Genomic DNA, 26,224 nt, shown 5'->3' with positions numbered 1-26,224 from the left:
GCCGAGACCGGCGCCGAGCCGATCGGAAAGATCGTGATCGGCACCGTGTAGGGCGACATCCACGACATCGGTAAGAACCTCGTGGGCATGATGCTCGAGGGGGCCGGTTTCGAGGTCATCGACCTCGGTATCAACACCGATGTCGACGAGTACCTCGCCGCCCTCGAAGAACACAAACCCGACATCCTCGGCATGTCGGCGTTGCTCACGACGACCATGCCCTACATGAAGGTCGTCATCGACACGCTCGTCCAGAAAGGCATTCGCGACGACGTCATCGTCCTGGTCGGCGGCGCGCCGCTGAACGAGGATTTCGCCAACCAGGTCGGCGCCGACGCCTATTGCCGGGACGCTGCGGTCACCGTGGAGACCGCCCGGAACCTGATGGAACGGCGGCACAACCAGCTGTGACGCCGGCCCTGCCCGCTCGTTCGGCTGCACGCCGGACCCCGGATACGAAAAAGGCGCGGCGACCGTCGGTCACCACGCCTTCTCGAACTGCTGACGGGCGCGTTTACCGGGCGACGTCGTTCACGGCGGCGCCGGTGGCATCCACCGTGTTGCCCACGTCGCGGCCGACGCCGCGCACGGTGTTGGCGCAGGCCGAAAGCGCCAGGGCTCCGGCGAGAAGAGTGGACACGATGGCGATGCGCTTGGTCATTGTGGGGTCTCCGGTTGGCAAATGTGACCGAAAAACGGTGCAGTGCCCCGCTGGTTCCCACCATGCTCCGGTTTTTGACAGGCGTGGTGAATGTCAGGTGACCGGGCAATGAATCCCTTGCCGCATGACGGCGTGCCGAGGTCGGCTCCGTCCGCCCCCGAAACGCTGACGGTCATCGCCTGCGGCGCCATCGCCCGCGAGGTTCTGGCCGTCCTGTCGGCCAACGGGCTGGCGCATGTCACGGTCACCTGCCTGCCGGCCGATCTGCACAACGCGCCGCAGAAGATCGCGCCCGCCGTCGAGGCCGCCATCATGGCGGCCCGCGCAGACGGCGCCGGGCGGATCTTCATCGCCTATGCCGATTGCGGCACCGGCGGTCTCCTCGACGCGGTCTGCGCGCGCCACGGCGTCGAACGCATCGCCGGACCGCACTGCTACGCGTTCTTTGCCGGCAACGATCGCTTCGCCGCCGATGCGGAGGCGCAGATGACGACCTTCTGGCTGACCGACTTTCTCGCCCGCCAGTTCGACGCCTTCGTCACCCGCCCGATGAAGCTCGACCTCCATCCCGAACTGATCGGCATGCTCTTCGGTCACTACGAACGCGTCGTCTATCTCGCCCAGACCGACGCCCCGGATCTCGACCGGCGCGGCCGGGAGATCGCGGCGAAACTGGGGCTCGGCTACGAGCGCCGCTTTGTCGGCTACGGCGATCTGAGCGACGCCATCATCGCAGCCGCCGCGCCCGTGCCGGAACACGCCCCCGCCTGAGCCCCCTGCCGCCGGCCCGTTTGGGCGGTTCGCACCCGTGGACGGCGGCGGCACGATCATGGCCCCTGCGACCTTCGCAGGGCCCGCGGGGATCACGTCTTGATCTTTACAGGGAAAACCCCGATTTAACGCCTTCAAGGGCACAGTGGATCGACGAAGCCCGGTCAGGCGGCAGCGTCGTTCGCGGACCGTTCCTCACACGCGACGGAACAGGCCGCATCATGAGCTTTTCCGAAGTCCCCGTTCCCAGAGCGTCCTCCGTGTCACCTGCCGTCTTCTCCAGCCTCCGACAATCGCTCCGGCGGCGTGGTGCCAAGCGGCAGAAGCGGATTTCGGCGATCCTGCGCGGCCTGTCGCATCGCAACCGTGCCGGCGCGACGATCGGCGAGCTCTCCCAGGCCTTCGACACCCGCTCCTTCGGCGCCTTCTTCATCCTGTTCGGCGGCCTGAACCTGGTGCCGTTGCCGCCCGGCGCGTCGATCTTCCTCGGCCTGCCGCTGGTGCTGTTCACCCTGCAGCTCGCGGTCGGCCGGCATCGGCTGTGGCTGCCCGAGCGCATCCGCAGGATCCGGATCACCTCCGAGATGCTGGGGCGCGTCGTCACCCGCATCGGACCGATGCTGCGCCGGATCGAGCGTCTCGCCCGGCACCGCTACTGGCCCGAGCCCGAATGGCTGCTGCTGTCGGGCATCGGCTGGTTCTGCTTCGTCATGTCGATCCTGATCGCCATTCCGTTTCCGCTGACCAACATGTTCCCGGGCGTCTCCGTCGCCATCGCCGGCATCGCCATCACGGCACGCGACGGCCTCTGGCTGATCGCCTCGGTCCTCGTCGGCATCGCCTCGACGATCTTCCTTCTCAGCGTCTACGGCGCCGCGGCCCTGGCCGTGATGGGGCTGTTCTAGCCGCCCCACGTCGCCCCGGCCGCCGTGGCCGGGCGGCATCAGGACGCCTGTCCCCGCGCCCCGCGCGCCCAATGTCGCAAACGGCATCGCGGCCCGTCGCGCCCGGCATATCCGCACCGTTTCCGCCGGACCACAGTGGGGTCATCGGAGGTGGCGGATGGCAGAACTGCAGATCGTCTACTGGCGTGACATTCCCGCCCAGATCGTGGTGCGGCAGGGTCGTAAATCCGCCCGCCGCGAACTTCCTCCCCGCTTCATCGAGGCCATCGACCGCTGCGCCATGCGCGTCGGGGCGAAGGACAGCGACGCCTATCTCGCCGAGTGGCGGCGGGGCTCGTCGCCGGCCGAGGTGAGCGACCTCGAAGCCGAAGCCGAACGGCTGACCCGCGATATCGAACAGAGCTACGACGGCGACCGTCTGAAGGCGCTCGTCGCGAACGAGGGGCGCGAACCATGAAGCCGATCGGATACGACATGCATGCCGGCCGCACGGCCATGCCCGCCTCCATCGAGATCGCCCCGCGCCAGGCGCTGGAATCGCGCGATCTGCCGGGGCTCTTTCCGCCCGGCACGAAGACCTATCTCTGCGATGTCGGCGTCGATGCAGTGAAGGATTTCGTCCGCGCCGTCCGCCGGGTCCGCGATCTCGGCTACGAGCCGGTGCCGCATATTCCGGCGCGCCGCATGCGCAGCCATGCCGAATTGCGCGATCGCGTCCAGGCCTATGCCGAGGAAGGCGGCGCCAGCGACGTGCTGGTGATCGGCGGCGGGCTGACCCGACCGGCCGGGCCGTACAGCTCGACCATGGAGGTCCTCTCGACGGGCATTCTCGACCGCCACGGCTTTCGTGACATCGGCGTCGCCGGCCATCCGGAGGGCACGCCGGACTTTTCCGCCGCCACCGCCTCGGAAGCGCTGCGGCTGAAACGCGATTTCGCCCGGCGCAGCGATGCAAGGCTGCGGATCGTCACGCAGTTCGGCTTCGACGCGGCGGTCTATCTGCACTGGGCGGAGTCCGTCCGCGCGGCGGGCATCGACCTGCCGATCCATCTCGGCGTCGCCGGCCCCGCCAAGATCGCGACGCTGATCCGCTTCGCCGCGCTGTGCGGCATCGGCAATTCGGTATCCGTCCTGAAGAAGCGGCCGAGCGCCCTCACCGCGCTCGCCACCTCCCATTCGCCCGAATCCGTCGCCGGGCCGATCGAGCGGCACTGGGCCGAGACGACAGATACCCCGGTCAGGCAGCTTCACGTCTTTCCCTTCGGCGGGCTCGCGGCGTCGGCGCAATGGCTCTACGGCCGCGGCTCCTGGATGGACGCGACGGCGATCCAGACGGCGGCGGGCGCGCGCCAGCACGCCTGACGCCGCTTACCGCGCGACGCCTTCACCGACCGGAGCTTCGGCCATGACCCGCACCATCGTCGCATCCGCCAGCCGCGAGGTCGTGATCGGCTTCGACCAGCCCTTCTGCGTCATCGGCGAACGCATCAATCCGACCGGCCGCAAGGTCCTCGCCGCCGAGATGGTCGCGGGCAATTTCGAAACGGTGACGCGCGACGTCCTCGCCCAGGTCGCCGCCGGCGCCACCATGCTCGACGTCAATGCCGGCGTCACCGCCGTCGACCCGAACGTCTCCGAACCGCCGCTGCTGGTCGAGACCATCCGCCTCGTCCAGAGTCTCACCGACCTGCCGATCTCGATCGATTCCTCCGTGTCCTCTGCGCTGAGCGCCGCGCTGGCCGTCGCCAAGGGACGGCCGCTGGTCAATTCGGTCACCGGCGAGGTGGAAAAGCTCGAAGCAATCCTGCCGCTGGTGAAGCAATACGACGTGCCGGTCGTTGCCATCTCCAACGACGAGACCGGCATCTCCGAAGACCCGGACGTGCGCTTCGAGGTGGCAAGGCGCATCGTCCGCCATGCCGCCGATTACGGCATCAGCGCTGCCGACATCGTCGTCGATCCGCTGGTCATGCCGATCGGCGCGATGGGCACCGCCGGCCGTCAGGTCTTCGCGCTGGTCCGCCGGCTGCGGGAGGAGCTCGGCGTGAACACCACCTGCGGCGCCTCGAACATCTCCTTCGGCCTGCCTCACCGTCACGCCGTCAACGCCGCCTTCCTGCCGATGGCCATCGCCGCCGGCATGACCTCGGCCATCATGAATCCCTGCCGCCCCCAGGAGATGGAAGCGGTGCGGGCCGCCAACGTGCTGATGGGCAATGATCCCTCCTGCGGCGAGTGGATCCGCCACTATCGCGACGTGGCGCCGGCAGGCGGCGCATCCGCTGCGGCCGCTGCTCCTGCTGCCGGAGCAGGCGGGCGGCGGCGTGGCGGGCGCGAAGGCCGGAAGGCGGCGTCGTGACCGGCCGGCCGTTTAAACTGCGGATCGTGTCGTTGCGGCGCTTTTTGCAGGTGCGAAATAAAGCTACGGATCGGGAGACCATTTCGCCATCTGGCGCGTTTGGTAGCAACTACCGAACAAGGAACACCCCGCATGAGCCGCAACCCGAACCCCGCGTCCTTCTTCCACGCACCGAAGACGGCGGCGGAACTCACGACGCTGATGCTGATGTCACCCTTCGTCATCGGCACGCGCCTGACCCAGTTCTCGATGGCCGCCGCGTCGCCGCAGGCCAAGGATCGCGACGAAGTCTCCCGCATGCTGAGCGAAAAGATGCAGGCGGCCGGCGAATCCATCGTGGCGATGAACCTCGCCACCATCGAGGCGATGACCTCTCTCGCCATGGCAACGGTGACCGGCACCGGCCGCGGCAGCAACCACGGCGACACGATCCTGTCGGCCGGGCTGAAGCCCTATTCCCAGCGCGTGCGCGCCAACCGCAAGCGTCTCGCCCAGTAAACCTCAGCCGGAACACGGCGCGCCGATGACCGTCGGCGCCGATCCCCTCGTCCTGTTCATGCCGTCCGGTCGCCGCGGCCGCTTTCCCCGCGGCACGCCTGTCATCGAGGCGGCGCGCACGCTCGGGGTCTATGTCGAAAGCGTCTGCGGCGGACGCGGCATCTGCGGGCGCTGCCAGATCGAGGTCGCCGAAGGCGTCTTCGCCAAGCACAAGATCGTCTCGGCCGCCGACCATCTCTCCGCCTGGTCGGCCAAGGAAGCGCGCTACGCCGCCAAGCGGCCCTTCCCGCCGGGCCGCCGACTGTCCTGCTCGGCGACCATCGAGGGCGATCTCGTCGTCGACCTGCCCACCGGCATGGCCATCAATTCCGCCGTCGTGCGCAAGGCGGTCGACACCCGCGACATTGCCCGCGATCCGGCCATCCGCCTGCTCTATGTCGAGGTCGCCGAGCCCGACATGCATGCGCCGCTCGGCGATCTCGACCGGATCTTCGCCGCGCTGGAACGCGACTGGGAGGTGGCGGCGCCGATCGTCGACCCGGCGATCCTGCCCGAGGTCCAGGCGATCCTGCGCCGTGGCGGCTGGAAGGTGACCTGCGCCATCGCGCTGGACCGGGACGACGAGCGTCCGCGCCTCATGGGCCTCTATCCGGGCCTGAAGAACGAGGCCTATGGCATTGCGGTCGACATCGGCTCGACGACCATCGCGCTGCATCTCTCCTCGCTGCTGTCCGGCGCGACCATCGCCTCGGCCGGGGCGCCCAATCCGCAGATCCGCTTCGGCGAGGACCTGATGAGCCGGGTGTCCTACGTGATGATGAACCCGCAGGGCCGGCCGCAGATGACCGTGGCGGTCCGCGCCGCGATCCAGGCGCTGATCGAAGAGGTCGCGGCAGAGGCGCGGATCGCCACCGCCGACATCATGGATTGCGTCTTCGTCGGCAATCCGATCATGCATCATCTGTTTCTTGGCATCGATCCGACCGAGCTCGGCCAGGCACCCTTCGCGCTGGCGGTCTCGGGCGCCGTCGCCGTGCCGGCCAGCGATCTCGACCTGACCCTGCATCCGGCGGCGCGCGCCTATCTCCTGCCCTGCATCGCCGGCCATGTCGGCGCCGATGCGGCCGCCGTGACCCTGTCGGAGGGGCCACACCGGCAGGACGAGACCATGCTGATCGTCGATGTGGGCACCAATGCCGAGATCGTTCTCGGCAACCGCAGCCGGCTGCTGGCCGCCTCCTCGCCCACCGGCCCGGCCTTCGAGGGCGCCGAGATCTCCAGCGGCCAGCGCGCGGCGCCCGGCGCGATCGAGCGCGTGCGGATCGATCCCGAGACGCTGGAGCCGCGCTTCAAGGTAATCGGCGTCGAGACATGGTCGCACGAGCCGGGCTTCGCCGAGGCCGCGCAGGCCGTCGGCGTCACCGGCATCTGCGGCTCGGGCATCATCGAGGTCATCGCCGAGATGTTCCTCGCCGGGATCGTCACCGAGGACGGCGTCATCGACGGCGCCGTCGCGTCGCGTTCGCCGCGGATCATGCAGGAGGGTCGCACCTTCGCCTATGTGCTGCACGAGACGGCCGACCAGACGATCCGCGTCCTGCAGACCGACATCCGTGCCATCCAGCTCGGCAAGGCGGCCCTCTATGCCGGCATCAAACTGCTGATGGACCGGTTCGTGGTTCCGCCGGCGCCCGCCGTCCCGGCGCCGGCCCCAGCACCCGCCGCGGCGCCGGACGATCTGCCGCTCGACCTCGACCCCGCCGAGGCTCCGGCCCTCGCCGACGCGCTGTTTGCCGCGCAGGCCGGTCGGGCCGCCGAACCGGCCGTTTCGCTGCCGCCGCCCCTCCCCGTGCCCCAAACATCCGCGACGGCCACGCCGATCCGTATCGACCGGATCGCGCTGGCCGGCGCCTTCGGCTCCTTCATCGAGCCGCGCTATGCGATGATCCTGGGACTGGTGCCCGATTGCGACCTGGCCAAATGCGGCTCCATCGGCAACGCGGCGGGCGCCGGTGCCCGCATGGCGCTGCTCAACAGGGCCTATCGCCGCGAGATCGAGGCGACGGTCACCCGCATCACCAAGATCGAGACCGCGCTGGAGCCCGATTTCCAGCGCCACTTCGTCGCCGCCATGGCGTTTCCCAACAAGCTCGACGCCTATCCCGAGCTCTGCCGGGTGCAGCCGCTGCCCAATCGCGGCGCGGACGGCAGCGTCGTTGCAAATCGCCCGGACACTGGCTGCACTCCGGTCGGTGACGGGCGCCGGCGCCGGGCCGGATCGCGGGCGCGCGAACGTCAGGCGTGAGCGCGAACGCGGCGGTGCTTTGCAACACCGGGTACAGATTCGGCCTATCAGGCCGCGAATTTCCGCCGCATCGCCGAGAAACGGTCGAAGTTTTGCCCGCCAACCGTTGCGCCGGGACGCGCGGAGGCTTATCCAACGGCATCCATAGCGATGACAGGCGACCCGAAATCCGCGCAGGCATTGCGCGGCGCCGTACCGACGACCACTGGTGATGATTTGAAGCCCAAGGATACCGATTTCGCCGAACGCCGTAATGCGGCCCGCGACGCCAAGATGGCGCTGCTGCAGAAGGCCAAGGAGCGGCTGGACAGCCCCGAGGCCGAAAAGGCCCGGCAGGAACGCGCGGAGATCGCAGCGGCCCGTGAGGAGCGCCTCGCCAAGAAGCGCGCCGAAGACGAGGTGAAGGCCCGCGAGAAAGCCGCGCGCGACGCCGAGGCGGAAGCCGAGCGGCTCGCCGAAGAAGAGGCCCGCAAGGCCGAGAAGAACCGGCCGCTGGCGCAGATGGTCGCCGACGAGGCCGCCAAGAAGGCCGAGCGCGATGCCCGCTACGCCGCCCGCAAGGCGCGCAAGGGCAAGAAGTAATCCGCACGCGCCGATCGCCGCCGACTGTCTGACATCGGCGGCCGTTCCCGGCTTGCGAAACCCGTCATTCCACTCCACCTTGGGCCGCGCACGCGATGCGTGAATGGCCCTTGATGCGGAGCGGGCGGTATGGGTCCAGGAAATGCGGGCGGCCTGATCGAGAAGCCCCGGCCCGGCGCGAGCGAGGGTCCGGGCTCCGGCCCGAAGCGGACCATCGTCTTCCTGCTCGTTCCGAACTTCTCGATGATCGCCTTCGCGACCGCCATCGAGCCGTTGCGGATCGCCAATCGCGTCGTCGGCCGCGAAATCTATCGCTGGCGCCTCGCCTCGCCGAACGGCCAGCCGGTCCGCGCCTCCAACGGCGTCGAAGTGGCCGTCACCAGTTCGGTGGAAGCCGAGCGCAAGACGCTGCCGTCCGAGCACCGGCCCTCGATGGTGTTTGCCTGTTCCGGCGTCTTCGTCGAGGATTTCACCGACAAGACCAGCTTCTCCTATCTGCGCGAGAGCCACCAGCGCGGCATCAGCGTCGGCGGCCTGTGCACCGGGGCGTGGATTCTTGCCCGGGCCGGGCTTCTGGCCGACCGGCGCTGCGCCATCCATTGGGAAAACCTGCCGGGCTTCTCCGAGGCCTTCCCGCGGGTCGATGCCTATGCCGATCTCTACGAGATCGACCACAATATCTACACCTGCGCCGGTGGCACCGCCGCCCTCGACATGATGCTGACGCTGATCGGCGAGGATCTCGGCGAGGACGTGGTCAACCGGGTCTGCGAGCAGGCCCTGACCGATCGGGTCCGCAGCTCACAGGATCGCCAGCGCCTGCCGTTGCGCGCCCGGCTCGGCGTGCAGCATTCCAAGGTGCTGCGGGTGATCGAGATCATGGAGGCCAATCTCGCCGACCCGCTGTCGCTGGTCGAGATCGCCGACGATGTCGGCCTGTCGCGCCGCCAGGTGGAGCGGCTGTTCCATCGGGAGATGGGCCGCTCGCCGGCCCGCTATTATCTGGAGATCCGGCTCGACCGGGCCCGCCACCTGCTGCTGCAGTCGCAATTGCCGATCGTCGAGATCGCGGTGGCCAGCGGCTTCGTCTCGGCCTCGCATTTCTCCAAATGCTACCGCGAACTCTATTCGCGCTCACCCCAGCAGGAGCGCGCCACGCGTTCGGTGCTCGCCCCGGCCTGACGGGCGGCGTCACGGGCTCACCGAAGCCGCGAAGCTAGAAATCCTCCATCCAGCGGCGCTGCCGCTCCTGCCACTGACGCTCGCCGATCAGGCAATCGCTGCTGGCCGTCCCCTGCACCGGCACCACGGCGGGCGCCTGCGGGGCAGGATCGGGCCAGGCATCGGCCAGTTCCATCACCAGCTTGCGGCGGACGGCGGCCGGAAACTGATCCCATTCGTTGACCGGGATCATGAACGCGCCGGGACCCCCGATGACGCAATCGGCGTAGTAGCGGTCGAGATCGGGGATCGAGCCCCATGAGCTGAAGCCGCCGGTGGTCATCAGCGGCAGCCCGTTGATGACGATGCCGCGGGCGACCGCCGCGTCGCGCGCTTCGGTGACCATCCGGCCCTGGTTGTTCGGCCCGTCGCCGGAAATGTCGATGACGCGCCGCAGGCCGGCATAGCCATTGTCGTCGAAGAGGGTCGCGGCATAGTCGATGGCCGAGGAGATCGACGTGCGCCGTTCGCGATCCGGCTCCTCCGTCTGCAGGCGATAGGCGAAGCCATCGGCGGCCTCGCGGGAATCGATCAGCGTCCAGGATACGACGACCGCCTGCGACAGGGTGCCGGCCCATTCGATATAGGCGACGGCGACCCGGCCATGCGGGCCACCGAGGATCGCCTTCTGCACGTCCTCGCTGCGAAAGGCGGCGGCGTAACCGGCCCGCTGGATCTCCTGCTCGCCGCGATCCATCGACCAGGAGACGTCGACGGCGAGAACCAGTTCGGCGTCGACCCTGATGCCGTCGTCGGGGCCGGCTCCGAGAGCGGAGCCGAGGTCGCGCAGGCCGCGCTGCTGGGCGCCGGCCGCCGCATGTCCGGTCAGCGCCGGCAGAAGCGCCAGCGCCGCCGACAGGAAGGCGAGGATCAGGGTGCGATGTCCCATTATGGAAGCGTCACGCCGGAGGGCCGGCCGCGCAATTCACAAAGGCGTCACCGCGTCCCTCGCCTTCCAGCGAGGCCGATCAGGCCGCGAGTTCACCGCGGGTCGGGTAGCCCTTTTCGACGACGAAGCTCAGCCCGCCGAGGAGATCGTCGAGGCTCGGCCGCGTGAAGGGCACCGTCTGCAGCCACATGGCGTAGATCGTGCCGTCCGGGCGAACCGCCACCAGACCTGGCTCGGCGAAGCGCGCCGGCTCGGAATCCTGCGCCTTGGAGGAGATGTAGAGGCCCCATTCGCGGGCGCTTTCCTCGCTGAGGCCGTAGCCCACCGGCATTCCGGCGAGGTCCCATTCGGCCTGCTGGCGCTGGACGCGGGTCTCGTCGTCCATCGAGACGGCGTGGACGTTGAAGCCCTTGGCGCGGAATTCCTCGCGACGCTTCGCCAGTTCGCCGATCTGCTTCTTGCAGATCGGGCAGTGAACGCCGCGATAGAAGAAGACCAGCGAGAAGTTCTCGGGATTGTCGTTTGCCAGATCGAGCTGGCCGCCGTCGCTGGTCGCGACCTTGAGGGCCGGTGCCTTGTCGCCGGGCATGGGCGTCGTATGGGGCATGGGATCGTCCTTTCGATGATGAAAAACGCCGCCGGCGGCATGCGCGGGCGGCGGAAGCTGCGCCAGCAACGGGCGGCCAGGCGGCCCGTTCCATGTCAGCCGCGCAGACGGACATTCTCCGGGTCGAAGGGACTTTCGCCGATGACCGAGGCGTCGTGGAGCGTGCCGAGGATGCGGATCGTCAGCCGCGTCCCCTCGCCGGCATGGGCCGGATCGAGCATCGCCAGGGCGAGGCTCTTGCCGACCCGCCAGCCGAAGCCGCCATTGGTCGCGCGGCCGACCAACACGCCGTCGGCATAGACCGGTTCGGAGCCGCGGGCGTCGGCGTCGGTCACGCCGTGAACCTCGAGGGTCGCGAATTGCCAGCGCAGGCCGTTCTCGCGTGCCGCTACCACCGCGTCCCGGCCGATGAAATCACCCTTGTTGGGATGAACGAACCTCCCAAGGCCCGACTCGAAGGCATTGTATTCGATCGACAGTTCGCGCGGGATCTGACGGTAGGACTTCTCCAGCGCCATCGCCCCCATGGCGCGGATGCCGAAGGGGCGGATGCCGAATTCGGCGCCGGCCTCCATCAAGAGGTCGTAGAGCGCGTTCTGCATCTCGATCGGGTGGTGCAGTTCCCAGCCGAGTTCGCCGACGAAGTTGACCCGCAATGCCGTGCAGGCCACCGGGCCGATCGACAGGCGCTGCCCGGTCAGCCAGGGAAACGCCGCGTTCGAGAGGTCCGTGCGGGTGAGCTTCGCCAGCACCTCGCGCGATTTCGGACCGGCGATGACGAGGACGCCGAGCGCATGGGTGACCGGCTGCATCGCGACGCTGCCGTCGCTCGGGAGCGTCTTCTGCAGGATGTCGTGGTCGATGCCCTCATAGGCGCCGCCGGAGACCAGATAGTAGCTTTCCGCGCCGGCCTTGTAGACGGTGAACTCCGAGCGCACGCCGCCGGCCGGGGTCAGGAGATGGCAGAGCGCCACGCGGCCCGGGGTCTTCGGGATGCGATTGGCGAGGAGGCCGTCGAGCCAGGCGGCCGCGCCCGGCCCGCTGACATAGGCCTTGGCGAAGGGCGTCATGTCGAGAAGGCCGACGGCCTCGTGCACCGCCCGCACCTCGGCGCCGACATGCTCGAAATAGTTGGAGCGGCGGAACGACCAGCGCTCGCGGATGCGGCCGGTGTGATCGGCCGGCGCATGATTGTGCTTCATCAGGACGTCGGCGCCGACATCGAGTTCGGCCTCGGGCACCGCATAGCCTTCGGGCGCGAACCAATTGGCCCGCTCCCAGCCATAGACCGAGCCGAAAACGCCACCGAGCGCCTTCTGCCGCTCGTAGGACGGCGCGGTCTTCAGCGGCCGGGCAGCGGCGCGTTCCTCGTCGGGATAATGCACCGAGAAGACGTTGGCATAGGCCTCCTCGTTCTTGGCGCGCAGATAGCCCTCGCCGGCATAGGGGCCGAAGCGACGCGGATCGACGCCGGCCAGATCGACGGTGGGCTCGCCGTCGACGATCCATTCGGCGAGCTGCCAGCCGGCCCCGCCGGCCGCGGTGATGCCGAAGGAATGGCCCTCGTTGAGCCAGAAATTGGTGCGGCTCGGCGCCGGGCCGACAATGGGCGAGCCATCGGGCGTATAGGCGATGGCGCCATTGTAGACCTTCTTGATGCCAACCTCGCCGAAGGCCGGCACGCGGGCGATGGCGGTCTCGATATGCGGCATCAGCCGGTCGAGATCCTCCTGGAAGAGCTCGTATTCGCTGTCGGCGTCCGGCCCGTCGAGATAGCAGCAGGGGGCGCCGATCTCGTAGGGGCCGAGCAGCAGGCCGCCATTCTCCTCGCGCATGTACCAGGAGGAGTCGCTCTCCCGCAGCACCCCCATTTCCGGCAGGCCCTGGCGGCGGCGCTCGACGATTGCCGGATGCGGTTCGGTGACGATGTACTGGTGCTCGACCGGGATCACTGGCACGTCCAGCCCGACCATGCGCCCCGTCCGCCGGGCGAAATTGCCGGTGGCCGAGACGACGTGCTCGCAGACGATCTCGCCCTTGTCGGTGACGATCTTCCACTCGCCGGAGGGGAGCTGCTCGATGGCGCTGACGGTGGTGTTGCGGTGGATGGTGGCGCCGCGGTCGCGGGCGCCGCGCGCCAGCGCCTGGGTCAGGTCGGCGGGCTGGATATAGCCGTCCTCGGGATGCTGGATCGCGCCGAGAATGCCGTCGGTCTCGCAGAGCGGCCAGATCTCCTTGAGCTCGGCGGGCGTCAGGAGCTTGACCGGCACGCCGATCGTCTCGGCGACGCCGGCATAATACATGTACTCGTCCCAGCGGTCCCTGGTGCGCGCCAGCCGGATGTTGGTGACGTTGGAGAAGCCGACATTCATGCCGGTCTCCTCCTGCAGCTCGCGATAGAAGCGCACGGAGTAGCGGTGCAGCTGGCCGACGGCGTAGCTCATGTTGAACAGCGGCAGAAGGCCGGCGGCGTGCCAGGTGGAGCCGGAGGTCAGTTCGCGCCGCTCGATCAGGACGCTGTCGGTCCAGCCCTTGCGGGCCAGATGATAGAGCGTCGACACCCCGACCACGCCGCCGCCGATGACCACTGCCCGCGCCCGATCCTGCATGACCACCCCTCGTCTGCCAGACTGCCGTAGCGGCGTGTCGAGCCTAGTGGAGCGGTTGGCGCACGCGCAGTCTCTTTGCGACATCGGCTGTCGGGCGAACGGCGCAGCCTGGCTGCCGGCCGACCGGGGCACCGCCGGCTCAGCCGTCCGGGAGGGTTTTGTTAACCATGTTCGGGGAGGATGCCGTTCCGAGACAGATCGCGATGGGACGGATCCGTGACGCTCATTTCTTCCGTTGACCGACAGGATGCCGGAACGGTGAAATCCGCCCTCACCTCGCCGCTCATCCTGCTCGCGCTGGTCTGCGCCGTCCTCGCCGCCCTCCTGACCCTGAAGCTGACGCTGCCCATCGGCGCCTTCTACTGGGACCTGTTCATCTATTTCGATGCGGCGAACCGCATCTGGAGCGGCCAGCTTCCCGGCGTCGACTTCTTCACGCCGGTCGGCCCGCTCGGCTACTGGCTCTTCGCCCTGTTCGTGGCGCTGTTTCCCGACGGCCAGCCGCTGCTGATCGCGCAATGGTCGCTGATGGCGGTCACCGCGCCGCTGCTGGCCTTGGTGCTGGCCGATATCGACCGCCGTTCGCGGCTCGTCGCGCTGGCGCTGCTGGTGCCGTTCCTCGTCTTCCAGATCCTGCCGATCAATGTCGAGACCTATTACAGCTTTCCCGGTGTGGACGGCTTCGGCATCTACAACCGGCAGATGTGCCTGCTGCTCTACGTGCTGACGGCGGGGCTGGTCTTCGCCAAGGGCCAAACGACCGTGATGGTGACGATCGCCGGCACGATGCTGGCGCTGTTTCTCGTCAAGATCACCGGCTTTGCCGGCGGCGCGCTGATCTGCGCCTTCGCCTTCGCCGCCGGACGCGTGTCCCTGCGCAGCGCGATCGGGGCGCTTCTCGGCTTCCTCGCCGTGCTGGCGCTCCTGGAACTGGCGACCGGTGTGGTCAGCGCCTATGTCGGCGACATCGCCGCGCTGGTGGCGCTGAACGAAGGCAGCATCCTGCCGCGCTTCCTGCAGGCGGCCTCGATCCATTTCATGGCCTTCGGGCCGCTGGCGATCCTGATCGCCGCGCTCGCTCTGATCGGGCTGCCCGACATCCTGCACGCGACGACCACGCTGGTCCGCTCGCGGCGGGTCGCCGCCTTGGTGGCGCTCATCAACCGCGACGTCTTCTGGCTGGGCGTGGTGACCTTCGCGGCGCTGTTCGTGGAAACCCAGAACACCGGCGGTCTCGCCTTCATCTTCGTCTGGCCGGTGCTCTTGCGCATTCTGGTGCGGGCCGGCGGCGCGCCGACATGGCGGCTGGCGCTGATCCTCAGCCTCGTCGCCGCCAGCGCCCTGCCGACCTTCGTGCAGGTGATCCATCGCGGCGCCCGCGCCCTCGTCGGGCAGATCGCCTATGTCGATCTCGACGCGCCCCGCCTCGGCACCCTCGCCGCGGTCTCGCAGCGGCCGGAGCTGATCCGGCGCGCCACGGTGATGCTGGACACCTACCAGCGCTTTCCCGAGGCCTTCGACCATCTGGCGGACGAGGAGCAGCTGCCGAGCTTCACCCTCTACAACGAACCGGATTTCCACCTGACCTGGCTGATGGGGGTCGAGGAGGCGGTCGAGGCGATCGAGGCGCTGGAAGCGGCACGCGGCGTGCGCTTCGAGACGATCATGAACCTGAACTTCGTCAATCCCTTCCCCTGGCTTCTCGAACGGCAGGCGCCGCGCGGCATCGCCATCGGCGCCGATCCGTTCCGCGCCGTACCGGACCCGGACCAGGCGGTGCTGGCCTCGGTGAAGGAAACGGACCTGCTGCTCTACCCGCTCTGCCCGGTCACCGTGGCCAACCGCCTGCTGCGCGACCTCTACGCGCCGGGTCTGGCCGGCCACAGCCGCATCCAGCTCTCGCCCTGCTGGGACGCCTATGTCCGCAACGAGCTGCTGCCACCGCAGTAGCGGCGGGAGTGCCGCGGCGGTCGCCGCCCGCAATATGAACGTGGTTCTGACGCACACCCGATCGCGCGTTGAGCGGGATCCTGTATCGAGACCGAACGGGTTTCGATAAGACGTCCGGATCTGCCGCTTTCACGCGTTGAGGAACAAGACATGATGGCAGGAAAGCCCCGCCTCGATATTGGAGAGCAGATGGCGACAGCCCTTTCTCATCGGACGCCCCATTGAGCACGCGAGCCGAAACCGCAGACCATGAACTGCTTTCCGCCCTGGGCTGGAGTGCGTTCTTTGCCGAACAGATCACGCCGGACGATGCGGATTTGCAGCCTGTTCGTATCGCGAGGGTCCACCGCTCGCGCCTCACGGCCCTGTCCCCATATGGGCCGGTCGAACCGGTCCTGACGTCCGACGTCACGACGAGCCATTTCGCCGTTGGCGACTTCGTACTGATCGACCCCGCCACCCTGCTTCTCCAGCGCCGCCTCGAGCGACGCTCCGTCATCGAGCGTCGCGTTTCGGGCGGCACGGTTCCGCAGCTTGCCGGGGCCAACATCGACACGCTGTTCATCGTGACATCCTGCAACATGGATTTCAGCCCGGCCCGCCTCGAACGGTATCTTGCCTGGGCCAACCAGGCAGGAATGGAGCCGGTCATCCTGCTGACGAAGGCCGATCTCACAGACGATCTCGACTCCTACGAGCGTCAGGCCCGCGCGCTGCAGCGCGGGCTCGAGGTGGTGATCGTCAATCCAAAATCGAGCGATGCGACAGCCTCCCTGGCGCAATGGTGCAAGCCTGGGCAAACGGTCGCGCTGGTCGGCTCCTCCGGCGTCGGCAAATCGACCCTGGTGAACACGCTTGTCGGCGTGACCGAGGAACCGCAGCAGGAGACCGGCTCCATTCGGGAAGACGACGCGAAAGGACGTCACACCACGACGGCCCGCTCCCTTCACCCGATTGCGGACGGCGGTTGGGTGATCGACACGCCGGGAATCCGGACATTGCAGGTCAGCGACGTCGCCGAGGGCCTCGACATCTTGTTCGCCGAGATCACGGAACATGCGGCACAGTGCCGATTTCGCGACTGCACGCACGCGCATGAGCCGGGATGCGCGGTCCAGGCGGCGGTGGCCGCAGGCGCCATCGATCGAGAACGGCTCGACCGCTGGCGCAAGCTGCAGGACGAGAACGCCGAGAGCGACCTCGCCAAGACCCCCTGGGCCGGCGGCACAGGCGGAAGGCGCAACAAGAGGCGCTAGGATCAGGTTGCGCTAAGCCGTCTGTGGAGAGAGCGAACCTCCACCGGCCGATCGCGAACCCGTGCCCGACCCCGGACGGCGAAAGCTGCCCTTCCGCAGGCGGCTTAACGCAAACGCTGACGCAGGGTGTCGAGAAGCTAGAAAGCAGACGAGGCCCGAGGAAACCGAATACTGAAACTCTGTTTCAAATATCAGCGTCCTTCCCCGTGTCGGCCATCGATTTATTCCATGAAATTTTGGTGCCCCGCTTTCTCGGCTCTGCCGTCATCTCGACCAGTCGGTGAAGACGCGGATACCAGTATTGGGCATCGAACTTTTGATAGCTGGGATGATGAATGCGAGAAAAAACGGATCGACCGTCGTCGTAAAAGATGACGTCGCGGGGCTTGCCTTCGAAACCGTCGAGATGCGGAGCAGCCCAATCCCACATGGTCAGGCCGCAAACAATGACCGCTTCCGGTTCGAGACGATCGAGGATTTGTAGGAAAGGTTCGGCCCCCGCCTCGAACATCCAGTTCTCGGGTCGACGAGCGTTTCCACCATCGGCATGAGCCCTGCCGTCCACCAACACCGGGACGTAATTGTAAAAAGCGATCGAGTTCCAGAAATGCGCCGAATGTTCCTTCCAGATCGGTCCTGGTGGAAGCCCAAGGGCCGCTCGGACAGTGTTGCGAAAAAACGGATTGTTGTGGGGAGCTAGACCAAACCACCGCACGATCTCATCGGTGAACCCCTCCGGCGCCGTGCCGACTTCTTCCGCCTTGCGCGCATAATGGGACTCGCCCAGAACCAAGACCCTCGTGCCTGCGAAGACCCCGCCATCCGATTTGTAGTGAGGCCCTATCCACGGCTCGAACATTTAATCCCCCAGAGTCTACCGTTGCTGGTCGGCGAGATTCATCTGACACATTTTCGTCGAGGGCGGCAGCTCATGGTCTTTACTCCCTCCATACCTGCCTGTCCGCTGCCCACCCGGCGCCCCATCTCCCCGTGCTCCGGGCCGCGTCCGTTGATGCCCATCTAACCTGAATCCGCATCGACACGTGCAGCCGCCACGACGCGAAAAGGCCGGGCGTGTGCCCGGCCTTTTCGTATGGGTCGCCCGGGGGGTGCCCGGCGGTCAGCCCATCTGGGAGCGGATGAAGTCCTTGACGATGGAGACGATGCCGCGGCCCAGCAGCGTGTCCAGCGCGTCGCAGAACTGGTCGACATGGCCTTCGTCGCAGATCAGTGGCGGCTCCAGCCGGATGACGTTGCGATTGTACTCGGTAAAGGCCACCAGCACGTCGTGATCGCGCAGCAGGAGCGCGCCGACGAAGCCCGACAGCGAGCCCTTCAGCTTGTCGTCGAGGATCGCCACCATCGGACGCAGCGCCATCGGCAGGGTCCGCGAGAAGTCGTGGAACTCGAGGCCGACCATCAGCCCCTGCCCGCGCACGTCCTTGACGATGGACGGGTATTTCGCCTGGATCGCTTGCAGGCGCTCCAGGAGATACGCCCCGACCTCGGCGGAATTGCCGATCAGATCGTCGTCATACAGGACGTTGAGCCCCTCGATGGCGGTGACGCAGGCCTCGCCGATGCCGCCGAAGGTCGCCTGGGCATGGATCATCGCCGTCTTCGGCGTGCCATAGGCCTTCATGTAGACCTCGCGCCGGGCGATCATCGCGCCGACGGCGGCCTTGCCGGCGCCTAGCGATTTGGCCAGCGCGGTGACGTCCGGCACCACGCCGTGATGCTCGAAGGCGTAGAAGCGGCCGGTGCGCCCGTAGCCGCACTGCACCTCGTCGGCGACCCACAGCACGTTGTGCTTGTCGCAAAGCGCGCGCACGCCCTGCCAGTAATCCGTCGAGGCGGTGATGATGCCGCCACCGCCCTGCACCGTCTCCAGCACCACGACGCCGATCTCCGGATCGCTGCGGATGGCATTGGTGAGCGCCTCGAGGTCGCCGAAGGGCACCTTGCAGGTGTTGCCGACCAGCTTGAACTCACCCTGATAGAGCGGCGAATCCGTCAGCGACAGGACGCCCTTGGTCTTGCCGTGGAAGGAATTCTCGGCATGGACGATCTTGCAGTTCTTGCGGCCGGAGGCACGCTCGGCGACCTTGATCGCCGCTTCCATGGCTTCCGAGCCGGAGGAGCCGAGGAAGACCATGTCGAGATCGCCGGGCGAGCAGGCCGCCAGGTTCTTGGCCAGCGCCGAGGCGTATTGCGACAGGAAGGCGATGGCGATCTCGTGCCGGCGCTCGTCCTGGAAGCGCTGGCGCGCCTCGATGATGCGCGGATGATTGTGGCCGAAGGCCAGCGAGCCGAAGCCGCCGAAGAAATCGAGGATCTTCCGGCCGTTCTGGTCGATGTAATACATGCCCTCGGCGCGCTCGACCTTCACCTTGTGAAAGCCGAGCAGCTTCATGAAATGAAACTGGCCGGGATTGATGTAGTCCTTGAACAGGTCCGCCATCGTCTTGACGTCGAGCGCCTTGGCGTCCTCGACGGTCAGGAGGTTCGGCTTGGCCGGCCCGCGACGATGGGTCGGGGCGAGGTCGGGGTTCGCAGCCATGGGACGGTCGAGCATCGTGTCTCTCCTCGCTAAGTGTCGGCTCACTCGGCCGGCTGCGGGTACGAACCGGCGGCAGGGGCCTGGCCCTCGCGCTTGGCCCGGTATTCGGAATAGGCGGCGATCAGCATGTCTCCGTCACGGTACCGGGGCACCCAGCCGAGGTCGCGTTCGCCCTTGCCGACGTCCAGCACGCACATCTCGTCGGCGATGAGATACTGCTCGGGATCCATCAGCGGCATGTTGATCAGGTCGAGGAAGTCGAGCGTGCGCTTGACGGCCCAGCCCGGTGTCGGGATCAGCAGCGACTTCGAGCCGGCATGCTTGACCAGGTCGCCGAGCAGCTTCTTGACCGGCGGTGGGTTCAAGGAGCCGAGATTGTAGGCCTCGTTGGGCACGCCCGCCTTCCAAGCCAGCCGCGCCGCCTCGGCGCAGTCGAAGACCGAGATGAACTGATACGGGTTGCGGCCCGAGCCGATCATCGGCACCGGCAGATTGGCGTCGATCAGCTTGAACAGCTTTTCCAGGATGCCGAGACGGCCGGGGCCGATGATCAGGCGGGGCCGGAACAGGGTGATGTCCATGCCGCGCTCGCGCCATTCGGCCGCCAGATGCTCGGTGTCGAGCTTGGACTGGCCATATTCGCCGAGCGGCGAGACCGGGTGCTCCTCGGTCATCGGATAGACCTTGGTGTGACCGTAGATCATGTCGGTGGTGAAGTGGACGAGCTTCGTCGCCCCCGCCTCGCCCATCGCTTCCATGATGTGCTTGGTGCCGTGATAGTTCACCGGGTAGAAGAAGTCGTGGCGCTTGGCCCGCGGCATGATCGGCGACAGCATCTTGGCCGACAGGTTGTAGACCATGTCGTCCGCCGCGATCGGCACGGCGCGCACGGCGGCCGGATCGGTGACGTCGGTGTGCAGGAACTCGCACTGGGCGTAATGCGGCAGGTCGCTCTTGACGATGTCGGCGACGAGGACGCTTTCGCCGTCGGCGACGAGCTTCTGGGCCAGATGGCGGCCGACGAAACCGTCGCCGCCGAAGAGAACGTGCTTCATCGGGAAACCTCGTTTGCAGGAGCCTGGGCGACGTCGAGCGCGGGCTCCTCGCCGTGAATCGTGGTGCCGCCCTGGGCGATCAGGATCGTGCCGACGCAGATCAGGCCGATGCCGGCGATGCGCAGGGCGTTGAGATCCTCGCGGAAGACGAAATAGGCGAAGACCGCGACCGCCACATAGGCCAGCGACAGGAAGGGATAGGCGAAGGACAGTTCGACCTTGGACAGGACGAAGAGATGCGAGGCCATGGAGATCACGAAGGTGCAGAGCCCGAGGAACACCCAGGGGCTGAACACGATCTGCAGGATCTTCAGGATCGGATTGACGCCGGCAAAGCTCAGCGGCCCGAGCTGCATCATGCCGTATTTCAGCATCACCTGCGCCGCGGCGTTGGTGAACACCGTGAACAGGATGAAGGGAAGGAATTTTGCCATCGGCACTGCCTCGTTCCAACGTCCGGACCGGCCGGATCTGCTGAAGCTGATCTAAGGGAAACCCGTGTGATATGTTTTAAGATCGGCGTATTCGCGCCGCCGGGCCACCGACGGTTCATGTCACGGTAAACAAACCCTTTGCCGCAACCTGACGGCTTTACAGTTGCTTGGGCGTCTTCGTTGATGTCGTGTCGAGCCGCAGCGCCGTCCGCTTCCAGAAATCGGAGACGATGGCCGGGTCGCGCCACGCTTCCAGTTCGCGCCAGCGCGGAAAGCCCGCCGCGAAGGTCTCCGGCGACATGCGGGCATCCTTGTAGGGATTGACCGCGCCGCCGGCCGCCACGGTGATCCGGTCGAGTTCGGCGAGCAGTTTCAGGGTGATCTCGCCGCGATGGGGAAAGTCGAGGGTCAGCGTGTAGCCCGGCCGCGGAAAGCTGGTGAGGCCGGGGCTCGGCCTGTCGCCGAACCGTTTCAGCACCGTCAGGAACGAGCCCTGCTTGTGGCTGCGGGCGCATGCGATGAGAGCGCGCACGGCATCCGGCCCCGTGGTCGCCGGTACGACGCTCTGGTGCTGGTGCAGACCGCGCGGGCCATAGAGCCGGTTCCACCGGCCCACCCGGTCCAGCGGATAGAAGAACTGGTCGAAGGAGACCAATCGTTGTGTCGTGCCGGGGCGAGCCTTGCGATAATAGGCTTCGTTGAAGGCGCGCAGCGCAAGGCCCCGCAACGGGCTGATCGGCGGCGTGATGGGCACCGCAGCGAGCGGCGCGCGGGCCATGCCGGTCCGCTCGCCATCGGGGGCATGGTCGCCGGCGATCAGATGGCCGCGGCCCAGCGCCCGGCCTGTGGCCAGCGAGTCGATCCAGGCAACGGCATATTCATGGCGTTCGTCCGCCGCCTCGGCCAGTTCGAAATAGTCGGCCAGGCTGTCGAAGCGGGTCGTGGTCTCGGCGATCGTCAGCGACGGCACCTTGAGAAGCCGGATCGTCGCCTCGCGGATCAGCCCGGTCAGTCCCATGCCGGAGATCGTCGCGGCAAAGAGTTCGCGATGGGCATCGCGGCTGCAATGCAGACGCTCCGCGTCGGAGCGGTCGAGCACGATCGATTCCACCCAGGCGCCGAAGGTGCCGCGGCGGTGGTGGTTCTTGCCGTGGATGTCGTTGGCGATGGCGCCGCCCAGCGTGACGAACTGGGTGCCCGGCGTCACCGGCAGGAACCAGCCGGCCGGCGCGACATGACGGGTGATCTGGCTGAACAGCACGCCGGCATCGGCGGTGAGGAGACCGGTCTGCGGATCGAAGGCGTGGATGCGGGCGCCCGGCCGGCTGTCTATCAGCGTGCCGGCATCGTCGTGGCAACTGTCGCCATAGGAGCGACCATTGCCGAAAGGCAGGAAGGTGCCGTCGCCGCCCCCTGCCCGCCCTTGCGCCTCGGCAGGCGACAATCGCGGCAGGTCGCAGCCGGCGATCGCCCGCCGCGCCGTGCGGGCCGGCCGTCCCCAGCTCTCGTAGCGGGCCTCAGACAATGGCGGCCAGGAGGAACAGAAGGCCGCCCCCGGCGATCATCACCTGGCTGCGCCAGTCGCTCATGATGAAGACGACCGGGTCCTCGTGCATCTGATTGCGGCGGGCGAGAATCCAGATGCGCACGATGATGTAGAGAACCAGCGGGCACAGCGGCCAGACGAGGAAGGGCTCGGTATACTGCTCGGCGCCCTCCATGCTGTCGATATAGAGCGCCAGAACCAGCACCGAGGCGAAGCCCGAGGCCATGCCGGCCTGGCCGAGCGTTTCCAGATCGGCATCGACATAGCCGCGCCCGGTCGTCTCGCGGCCGGCGCCGATGCCGAAATCCTGCAGCTCGGTGAAGCGCTTCACCAGCGCCAGCGACAGGAAGAAGAACAGCGAGAAGGCGAGCAGCCAGAACGAGGTCTCGACCCCTGAGGCTTCCGATCCCGCGACGATGCGCATGGTGTAGAGGCCGGCGAGCGTCAGGACGTCGATCAGCAGCATGCGCTTCAGGGCGAAGGAATAGGCCGTCGTCGTCACGAGATAGAGCGCCAGCACGACGAGATAATAATCGGGCAGGAACAGGCCGATGCCCAGCGACGTGCCAAGCAGGACGGTCGCGAGCTTGATGCCGGTGGGGATCGCCAGCGCGCCGCTGGCAAAGGGCCGGTTGCGCTTGGTGCGATGCCGGCGGTCGGCGGTCAGGTCGAGCAGGTCGTTGAGGATGTAGACGGCCGACGCCGCGAAGGAGAAGCTGACGAAGGCGAGCATGGCGCCGACCAGCATCTCGATATTGAAGAATTCGTGGGTCAGGACCATCGGCACGAAGATCAGCACGTTCTTCAGCCATTGGTGCGGCCGCATCGCCTTCAGCGCCGGGCGCAGCCGGCTGCCGGCATCGTCGATCCGTTCGGCGCCCGAGTGCTTCTGCCAGCGCGCGGCGGCCCGGTCGGGTGCAACGACCAGGGCCTCGGCCGCCTTGTCCAGCAGGCAGATGTCCTCGTGGGAATTGCCGACATAGTCGAAGCCGTCCTCGCCGCATTCGTCGAGGATGCGGTCGAGCTTGCGATGCGCGGTCAGATTGACCTTGTCGCAGGAGCACATGACCGCATCGAACAGGCCGAGATGGTCGGCCACCGCGTGGGCGAGTTTCTCGTTGGCGCCGGTGGCCAGCACGATACGGCGGCCATCGGCCCGCGCGCGGCGCAGCCGTTCGACGACCTCTTCGCGATAGGGCAGCAGCGCCGGGTCGAAATCGACGGCGCGGGCGAGTTCGGCCTTCAGGCGCGCCTTGCCGGCGGCGATCCAGCCGGGCACCTGCAGCATGACCAGCGGCTTCTGGCGCGCCGCCAGGAACAGGGTTTCCCAGAGAAGATCGCTGTGGATCAGCGTGCCGTCGAGATCGACGAAGATGGTCGTCTCGGTCTGCGGAGATCTGGCGTCCAACGCTTGGCTCCTCCTGCCGTCTCCTCTGCCGGGAGATCGCGAAGCTGGAGGTCGGTTGTGGCGCAGACGGGTTTCGGCCCGGTGAATTTCCGGTCCTTGCCGACCGGAAATCAAGGGCAAGCTGCGGACGTGGTGAAGAGATCGCAAAAATCCCGCGCGGTCCCACGGCAAAGCCGGGTCGGGCACGCCGGCAGACGCAGCGCTGCCTCGCGATGCCTTCGCCGCCCTCGCCGGCGCTTGGCCCCGCTTCGGCCCCGGGCCCTTCTGCGGCTCCGGGCTCGGGGCGCGTCGCCGGCTCAGTCGTTCAGCGCCATCAGGGCATCCCGGTCCTCGAGGACGACATGGCGGGTGGACGGCAGGGTGATCAGATGGTCGCGTTCGAACTGCGACAGGGTGCGCGACACCGTCTCGATGGTCAGGCCGAGATAGTCGGCAATGTCCTGGCGGGTCATGGCGAGATGCACCGTTGCCGGCTCCTCGTCGTCGGCCATCTCGACCAGAAAGGCGGCGACGCGCTGGGCGGCGCTGCGCCGACCCAGCAGCAGCGCATGCTGCTGGGCGCGTTGCAGGCACTGCATGGCAAAGTGGAAGATCTGCGGCGCCATCTGTTCGTTCCGCGCTGCCGCCGCGCTCAGGCCGCGCCAGCGATAGGCGACGATCGTGCAGTCCGAGACCGCCTCCGCGGACATGCCATGGCTGTCGCCGAGTTCCAGGCCGAAGATGTCGCCGGCCGAATGGAAGCCCTCGATCTGGCGCCGGCCGTCGCTGAGGAACTTGCAGGTGCGCACGACGCCGCTGACGACCTTGTAGAAGGAGCGGACCTCGCTGCATTCGGCGTAGATTTCGCTGTCCTGGGCAAAGTTCAGGACCTGCCCGGCGATCGCCGCGCCGCCGGTCTCGGGCCGCGGTGCCGCCAGCGGACGGGCACGAAGCGCCTCTGCTGCCAGATGTCCTGCCGTGAGGTTCCGCTCGCTTCGCGTTGCCAGAGCCGTCGTCATGGGAACCTCCTGATGCCGTCCAAGTCGATGACCTGTTGTAGCGGCGGCGGCAGAGGCGCTGAATTCGGTTTGCTCCTAAGGAAATCTACGTAGGCCGGGCATTGCTCGGCGGACGGCATCCGGCGGACGGTCGCGCAAAATGGCAGGCGGGCGCCGATTGCCCGCCTGCCTCTGCACAGGACCGGTCGCGGTCAGGCGAAGTAGTAGTCGTCGACGCTCAGGGCGGTGCCGTCATGGCCGGCAAGGATGAATTGCTGCACGGTCAGGCCGTCGGCGCTCGCCACCTCGAAGCTGGTCTGGCTGAGCTGCTTGACCGTCGCCCCGGCGCCGAAGCCGCCAAAGGACAGGCGGTCGCCGCCGGCCACGCCGGCCCCGGTGAAGTCGCCGATCACGTCCACCGTGCCGGTTTCGGCCGTGATGACGAAGATGTCGTCACCGCCGCCGCCCAGCATGTAGTCGGACCCGCCGCGGCCATAGAGGACGTTGACCTGGTCGTTGCCGAAGATCCGGTTGTCGTCGTCGCTGCCGAAGCCGCGCACCGCCGTGCCGGTCATGATCAGCGTCTCGACATTGGCGTCCAGCTGATGGTCGGCCGAGGCATAGACGGTGTCGTCGCCGTTGCCCGCGGTTTCCACGATCCGGTCGTAGATGTTGTCCACCGCATAGCGGTCGTTGCCGGCACCGCCGGCCATGATGTCGGTGCCCACCCCGCCATCGATGGCGTTGTTGCCGGCATTGCCGGTGATGGTGTTGGCCAGCGCGTTGCCGCGTGCCTCCAGATCGTCGGTGCCGGTCATGATCAGGAACTCGACATGGTCGTGCAGGCCGAAATTGACCGAGGTCTGGACGGTGTCGTCGCCCTGGCCGGCCAGTTCGCTCACCACATCGTCGACATGGTCGACGATATAGGTGTCGTTGCCGGCGCTGCCGATCATCACGTCGGCGCCGCCGCCGCCATCGATGATATTGGCGAAGGCATTGCCGAAGATGTAGTTCCCCGCGCCATTGCCGGTGCCGTTGATCGAGCCGTCGCCATAGAGGACGAGGCTCTCGATGTTGGCCGCCAGGACGTAGCTGGCATTGGCATAGACGACGTCCTGCCCCTCGCCGGCATTCTCCACCACCACGTCGCCGGCATCGTCCACGACATAGGTGTCGTCGCCGGTGCCGCCGATCATCGTGTCGGCGCCGATGCCGCCATTGAGGACGTCGTTGTCGGAGGTGCCGTTGACGAGGTCGCCGGCGCTGTCGACGCCGGTGATCGTCACCGTCGCCAGCGCACTCGACGTGCCGCCCTGCCCGTCGGAAATCTCGTAACCGAAGCTATCCGTCGCGCTCAGGCCGCTCGCCGCACCGGAACCGGCCGCCGCCAGGGCATTGAAGGCGCCGTTCGGATCGTAGCTGAAGGTGCCGTTGGCATTCAGCGTCAGCAGCGCACCCGAGGCAAGCGCGATCTGCTGGCCGACACTGACCGCAACGCCGTTCACCGCGGTCACGGTCAGCGTGCCGCCATCGATATCGATGTCGACGCCATTGCCGTTGTCGGCGAAGACGCTGCCGGTCACGACGGCGTTCTCCAGCGTGCCGAGCGCATCGTCGCGTGCCGTCGG

23 protein-coding genes and 1 pseudogene are annotated in these 26,224 nt (G+C 67.3%); 12 read left to right on the top strand and 12 right to left on the bottom strand.

Going from position 1 to position 26,224, the window contains the following annotated elements; translation table 11 throughout:
• Nucleotides 1-411 (top strand): annotated as a pseudogene (locus tag ACEQX1_RS08405) (cobalamin-dependent protein); the annotation flags it as partial.
• A gap of 103 nt (nt 412-514) precedes the next feature.
• Here ACEQX1_RS08405 and ACEQX1_RS08400 read toward each other — a convergent pair.
• The gene (locus ACEQX1_RS08400; protein WP_169513634.1) at nt 515-661 is read right to left on the bottom strand and encodes a hypothetical protein; all 147 of its coding nucleotides are present in this window, start codon (nt 659-661) and stop codon (nt 515-517) included.
• Between the two features lie 108 nt (nt 662-769).
• Here ACEQX1_RS08400 and ACEQX1_RS08395 point away from each other — a divergent pair, with 108 nt between their 5' ends.
• The 9 genes from ACEQX1_RS08395 (at nt 770) to ACEQX1_RS08355 (ending at nt 9,263) form a co-directional block, all read left to right on the top strand.
• The gene (locus tag ACEQX1_RS08395) at nt 770-1,432 is read left to right on the top strand and encodes a DUF1638 domain-containing protein (RefSeq protein ID WP_370195233.1); all 663 of its coding nucleotides are present in this window, start codon (nt 770-772) and stop codon (nt 1,430-1,432) included.
• A 260-nt stretch (nt 1,433-1,692) separates the two neighbouring features.
• Nucleotides 1,693-2,337: an exopolysaccharide biosynthesis protein gene (locus ACEQX1_RS08390; RefSeq protein WP_370195235.1), complete on the top strand. Its 645-nt coding sequence runs from the start codon at nt 1,693-1,695 to the stop codon at nt 2,335-2,337.
• 157 nt (nt 2,338-2,494) lie between these two features.
• Entirely contained in the window at nt 2,495-2,794 is a 300-nt protein-coding gene (locus tag ACEQX1_RS08385; protein WP_187390593.1) for a virulence factor, read from the top strand.
• Nucleotides 2,791-3,699 (top strand): methylenetetrahydrofolate reductase, encoded by a 909-nt coding sequence (locus ACEQX1_RS08380; RefSeq protein ID WP_370196722.1) that lies wholly within the window; start codon nt 2,791-2,793, stop codon nt 3,697-3,699. Before ACEQX1_RS08385 ends, ACEQX1_RS08380 begins: the two co-directional genes overlap by 4 nt.
• Nucleotides 3,700-3,742: 43 nt before the next feature.
• Nucleotides 3,743-4,696 (top strand): dihydropteroate synthase, encoded by a 954-nt coding sequence (locus ACEQX1_RS08375; RefSeq protein WP_370196721.1) that lies wholly within the window; start codon nt 3,743-3,745, stop codon nt 4,694-4,696.
• A 132-nt stretch (nt 4,697-4,828) separates the two neighbouring features.
• Complete coding sequence (locus ACEQX1_RS08370) at nt 4,829-5,194, top strand: hypothetical protein (protein ID WP_228241580.1); 366 nt, start codon at nt 4,829-4,831, stop codon at nt 5,192-5,194.
• 25 nt (nt 5,195-5,219) lie between these two features.
• Nucleotides 5,220-7,499: an ASKHA domain-containing protein gene (locus ACEQX1_RS08365; RefSeq protein ID WP_370196720.1), complete on the top strand. Its 2,280-nt coding sequence runs from the start codon at nt 5,220-5,222 to the stop codon at nt 7,497-7,499.
• 150 nt (nt 7,500-7,649) lie between these two features.
• Nucleotides 7,650-8,081, top strand: coding sequence for a DUF6481 family protein (locus tag ACEQX1_RS08360; protein WP_370195242.1), 432 nt, complete (start codon nt 7,650-7,652; stop codon nt 8,079-8,081).
• Nucleotides 8,082-8,324: 243 nt separating this feature from the next.
• Nucleotides 8,325-9,263, top strand: a complete 939-nt coding sequence (locus ACEQX1_RS08355) for a GlxA family transcriptional regulator (RefSeq protein ID WP_370195249.1) — start codon at nt 8,325-8,327, stop codon at nt 9,261-9,263.
• A 34-nt stretch (nt 9,264-9,297) separates the two neighbouring features.
• Here the strand turns inward: ACEQX1_RS08355 and ACEQX1_RS08350 are convergent, their stop codons facing one another.
• The 3 genes from ACEQX1_RS08350 to ACEQX1_RS08340 form a co-directional block, all read right to left on the bottom strand.
• On the bottom strand, nt 9,298-10,191 hold the full coding sequence (locus ACEQX1_RS08350) for a DUF1194 domain-containing protein (RefSeq protein WP_370195244.1): 894 nt from the start codon (nt 10,189-10,191) through the stop codon (nt 9,298-9,300).
• Between the two features lie 79 nt (nt 10,192-10,270).
• Complete coding sequence (locus ACEQX1_RS08345) at nt 10,271-10,798, bottom strand: peroxiredoxin-like family protein (RefSeq protein ID WP_370195246.1); 528 nt, start codon at nt 10,796-10,798, stop codon at nt 10,271-10,273.
• 95 nt (nt 10,799-10,893) lie between these two features.
• Nucleotides 10,894-13,407, bottom strand: coding sequence for an FAD-dependent oxidoreductase (locus tag ACEQX1_RS08340; protein WP_370196719.1), 2,514 nt, complete (start codon nt 13,405-13,407; stop codon nt 10,894-10,896).
• Nucleotides 13,408-13,665: 258 nt separating this feature from the next.
• Between ACEQX1_RS08340 and ACEQX1_RS08335 the strand changes: the two genes are divergently transcribed.
• Together ACEQX1_RS08335 and rsgA are read left to right on the top strand one after the other, a co-directional pair.
• A complete protein-coding gene (locus ACEQX1_RS08335) occupies nt 13,666-15,357 on the top strand; it encodes a hypothetical protein (RefSeq protein ID WP_370194813.1) in 1,692 nt (563 codons plus the stop codon).
• A gap of 221 nt (nt 15,358-15,578) precedes the next feature.
• A complete protein-coding gene (gene rsgA, locus ACEQX1_RS08330) occupies nt 15,579-16,613 on the top strand; it encodes a ribosome small subunit-dependent GTPase A (RefSeq protein WP_370194814.1) in 1,035 nt (344 codons plus the stop codon).
• Nucleotides 16,614-16,797: 184 nt separating this feature from the next.
• Here rsgA and ACEQX1_RS08325 read toward each other — a convergent pair whose 3' ends face one another.
• From ACEQX1_RS08325 to ACEQX1_RS08290, 8 genes are all read right to left on the bottom strand, one after another.
• Nucleotides 16,798-17,472 (bottom strand): hypothetical protein, encoded by a 675-nt coding sequence (locus ACEQX1_RS08325; RefSeq protein ID WP_370194815.1) that lies wholly within the window; start codon nt 17,470-17,472, stop codon nt 16,798-16,800.
• Nucleotides 17,473-17,733: 261 nt separating this feature from the next.
• On the bottom strand, nt 17,734-19,173 hold the full coding sequence (locus ACEQX1_RS08320; protein ID WP_370194820.1) for an aspartate aminotransferase family protein: 1,440 nt from the start codon (nt 19,171-19,173) through the stop codon (nt 17,734-17,736).
• Between the two features lie 41 nt (nt 19,174-19,214).
• On the bottom strand, nt 19,215-20,228 hold the full coding sequence (locus ACEQX1_RS08315; protein WP_370194816.1) for an NAD-dependent epimerase/dehydratase family protein: 1,014 nt from the start codon (nt 20,226-20,228) through the stop codon (nt 19,215-19,217).
• Nucleotides 20,225-20,662, bottom strand: a complete 438-nt coding sequence (locus tag ACEQX1_RS08310; protein ID WP_370194817.1) for a transporter — start codon at nt 20,660-20,662, stop codon at nt 20,225-20,227. Before ACEQX1_RS08310 ends, ACEQX1_RS08315 begins: the two co-directional genes overlap by 4 nt.
• 157 nt (nt 20,663-20,819) lie before the next feature.
• Nucleotides 20,820-22,187, bottom strand: coding sequence for an FAD-dependent oxidoreductase (locus ACEQX1_RS08305; protein ID WP_370194818.1), 1,368 nt, complete (start codon nt 22,185-22,187; stop codon nt 20,820-20,822).
• The gene (locus ACEQX1_RS08300; RefSeq protein ID WP_370196718.1) at nt 22,180-23,616 is read right to left on the bottom strand and encodes a UbiA family prenyltransferase; all 1,437 of its coding nucleotides are present in this window, start codon (nt 23,614-23,616) and stop codon (nt 22,180-22,182) included. The genes ACEQX1_RS08305 and ACEQX1_RS08300 overlap by 8 nt, the downstream gene beginning before the upstream one ends.
• 296 nt (nt 23,617-23,912) lie before the next feature.
• Nucleotides 23,913-24,614 (bottom strand): helix-turn-helix domain-containing protein, encoded by a 702-nt coding sequence (locus ACEQX1_RS08295; RefSeq protein WP_370196717.1) that lies wholly within the window; start codon nt 24,612-24,614, stop codon nt 23,913-23,915.
• Between the two features lie 191 nt (nt 24,615-24,805).
• Nucleotides 24,806-26,224 (bottom strand): Ig-like domain-containing protein (locus ACEQX1_RS08290; RefSeq protein WP_370196716.1); only part of this gene is annotated, 1,419 nt, incomplete at its 5' end.

The sequence above is a fragment of the Aurantimonas sp. genome (genome assembly GCF_964217435.1).
GTDB classification, from domain to species: Bacteria; Pseudomonadota; Alphaproteobacteria; order Rhizobiales; family Rhizobiaceae; genus Aurantimonas; species Aurantimonas coralicida.
Note: the sequence above shows the minus strand (reverse complement) of the source record. Positions and strands in the feature narration are given on the sequence as shown.